At 63.7% G+C, this 3,028-nt stretch carries 3 protein-coding genes; 2 read left to right on the forward strand and 1 reads right to left on the reverse strand.

Features of this window, described 5'->3' with window-relative positions:
* Positions 1–1,956: methyl-accepting chemotaxis protein (locus I5W_RS20715; RefSeq protein ID WP_050010705.1), on the forward strand; the 1,956-nt coding region annotated here is incomplete at its 5' end.
* Positions 1,957–2,073: 117 nt separating this feature from the next.
* On the opposite strand, the gene I5W_RS20720 is transcribed toward I5W_RS20715, so the two are convergent.
* The gene (locus I5W_RS20720; RefSeq protein WP_044530646.1) at positions 2,074–2,322 is read right to left on the reverse strand and encodes a DUF3297 family protein; all 249 of its coding nucleotides are present in this window, start codon (positions 2,320–2,322) and stop codon (positions 2,074–2,076) included.
* Positions 2,323–2,768: 446 nt separating this feature from the next.
* Between I5W_RS20720 and I5W_RS33900 the strand changes: the two genes are divergently transcribed.
* Positions 2,769–2,891 (forward strand): hypothetical protein, encoded by a 123-nt coding sequence (locus I5W_RS33900; protein WP_017452222.1) that lies wholly within the window; start codon positions 2,769–2,771, stop codon positions 2,889–2,891.
* The last annotated feature ends 137 nt before the right edge of the window (positions 2,892–3,028 follow it).

Here is a 3,028-nt window from a genome sequence, read left to right on the forward strand (position 1 = left end):
AACATCAATAAGACCATGCGTTCCTGGATCAATCATCTCAAATTCTCACGCAAGTTCGTCTTCATCGGCGCACTCGCTTTCATGCTGTTCATCGTTCCGACTACCTTGCTGGTACGGGGCAACCTGCAAGACCTGGCTGTGGCCCAGCGCGAGGAGCTGGCCATCCAGCCCGGCCGCGACCTGTTGTTATTGCTCAAGCAGATGCAGCAGCATCGCGGCCTGTCGGCGCTGTACCTGGCCGATGGTGATGGCGCTGCGGCCAGCCGGGCCGAACGTCAGAAGGAGGTAGAGGCAACGCTGGAACGCGTGCGCACCGGCCTGCTGCCATTGCAAGACAAGGACTTGATCGATACCCTGGATCGTCTTGCCACTGACTGGCGTGCGCTGGCACAGAGCATCGCCGCCAAGTCCATCACCGGCGCCCAGAGCAACCAGCAGCACGCGCAATTGATTGCCCGCGAACTGCTGCTGCTTGATGACCTGGCCAATAGCTCCGGCCTGGCGCTGGAGTCCGAAGCCGCACTGTTCTACGTCCAGCGTGCCGTCATGAGTGAACTGCCGCAATTGACCGAAGCGCTGGGCCAGGCCCGGGCCCGTGGCGCGGTCATACTGGGTCGCGGCCAAGCCGATGCCGAGGAGCGCGCCCGCCTGGAAAGCCTGGCCGACCGTGCGCGTCGCGCCTATGAGAATGCGCGCCGTTCGCTGTCCATGGCGGCCGGCAAGCACGCCTTGCCGGCGACCGTGGAAGCGGCCCGTGTGGCCGCGTTGGCCGATGCCGATGAAGCCTTCAAACTGGCCGACAGCGCCATCATGCGCGCCGACCCGTTGACCATGCCGGCCCCGCAATGGGTGGCCACCATGACCCGCATCATCGATACCCAGTTCGTACTGGTGAACGCCTCCTTCGAGATGATGCGTGATGAACTGCAGACCAAGATTCCGCGCCTGCGCAATGAACTGATCGTGCTATGCGTGGCCCTGGCCGCCCTGGCATTGGCCGCGCTGTGGGTGATGGTCGCCATCACCCGCGCCACCACGGCGGCCATTGCCGATGCAGTACGCCTGACCGAGGCCGTGTCGGCCGGTGACCTGACGCAGCACGTGGAGGTCAAGGGCAGCGACGAAGTGGCGCGCTTGCTGACCGCCATGCAAACCATGACCGCGCAACTGAGCAAGGTGGTGGGCAGCGTGCGCAGCAATTCCGAAAGTGTGGCCACGGCCAGTGCGCAGATCGCGCAAGGCAATGCCGACCTCAGCAAGCGCACCGAGGAACAGGCCAGCGCCCTGCAGCAAACGGCGGCCTCGATGGAAGAACTGGGCTCGACCGTGCAACAGAATGCCGACGGCGCCCGTCAGGCCGGACAACTGGCGCGCGACGCTGCCGAAGTCGCCAGCCAGGGCGGCGCAGTGGTACAGCAGGTGGTGCAGACCATGCAAGGCATCCACGCCAGTTCGGACCGCATCAGCGACATCATCGGTGTCATCGATGGCATCGCCTTCCAGACCAATATCCTGGCCTTGAACGCCGCCGTGGAAGCGGCGCGTGCCGGCGAACAGGGCCGCGGCTTTGCGGTGGTGGCCACCGAAGTGCGCAGCCTGGCACAGCGCTCGGCCACCGCCGCGCGCGAGATCAAGGAATTGATCACCGCCAGCGTCGACCAGGTCGGCCAAGGCACGCAACTGGCCGATCAGGCCGGCAAGACCATGGAAGAAATCGTCACCTCAATTCGCCGCGTCAGCGACATCATGGTCGGCATCAATGCCGCCACCGCCGAGCAGAACACTGGCATCGCCCAGGTCGGTCAGGCGGTCACGCAGATGGATAGCACCACGCAACAGAATGCGGCGCTGGTGGAACAGAGCGCGGCGGCAGCCATCAGCCTGTCGGCCCAGGCCCGCGAGCTGGTGCAGGCGGTGGCGGTGTTCCGGGTGGCATCGCGGGCGCTGATGGCCTGATGCCTTGAGTCGCAGGATCGATGAGCGTCGCTTCATCGCAGAAAGTGAAAGGCCCGCAGTTCATGCTGCGGGCCTTTGTTGTTGCGGCACAGGAAGAGTTCGGCTGGAAGCCGGCGCTCAACGATAGAAGGGTTCGACCCGGCCCTTGAGCTTGGTCAGCATGGGATTGCCCTTGCGGTCCAGCGCGCGGCCGGCAGGGATCTTGATCCAGCCTTCGCTGATGCAATACTCGCTGACGTTGTTGAATTCCTTGTCGTTGAGCTTGATGCCGATGTCATGCTCGAAGATGGCGGCATCGTAATGCGGGCTGCGGGGATCGATGCTGAGGCGATCGGGGAGGGCGGGGCGTTGTGCGGTGTCGTTCATGGGCGCGATTATCGGATATAAAAACGGGCAAGACAATTGTTTCATACCGGCGCAGCATCCTGCTGGCAGGTGATCCAGGGCCTGTATGCGAACGACCATCCAAGCAACCGGGCATCTATCCCAATTACTTCACCTTGCGCGTGACCATCGACGATGCCGCCCGCGGCCACGCCCACAAGGCCGCCGTAGCGCTGCTCCAGACGGCCCGGTGGGCCGATGCACAACAGTTCATAGTTGGCGTGCAGCGCGCTTAGCCAGGCAATGAACTGGGCGCTACCTCCTTGGGGGCGCCCAGAAGGGGATGGGCGGCGCCACTCGGCTATAATGTCGGGCCTTGGCCGCTGGCCCCTGTCGTGTTGCTGCGCTCACCCGCGCCGGCACGTGGGGCGTCCACCGCGGCCCAACCCCGTCATAGCACCGGCATCGCGCCGGTCGTAGGAGAAACCATGAACAACCGCGCAAGAAAACGCCTGATCTATCGCCGTCACCGCATCGGCCTGTTGATCGCTGCCATCGAATCCCTGATGGCCCTGGAAGAGTCGATGCTGCAAGCCAAGCAGGCGGCCTGAGTCTCCTCCACCGCTGCAGTGCGGATCTGAAGCCGGCCCGTGGGCCGGTTTTTTTTACGGCCCTATGACCTTGTGCAGCCTGTAAAGATCGATTGACGTCTGCCCTCATTTCTGCGAAATGCTCAACGGCATTGCAG

Origin of the sequence: Herbaspirillum sp. B65 (assembly GCF_000333555.1) — a bacterium.
GTDB classification, from domain to species: domain Bacteria; phylum Pseudomonadota; class Gammaproteobacteria; order Burkholderiales; family Burkholderiaceae_D; genus Herbaspirillum; species Herbaspirillum rubrisubalbicans.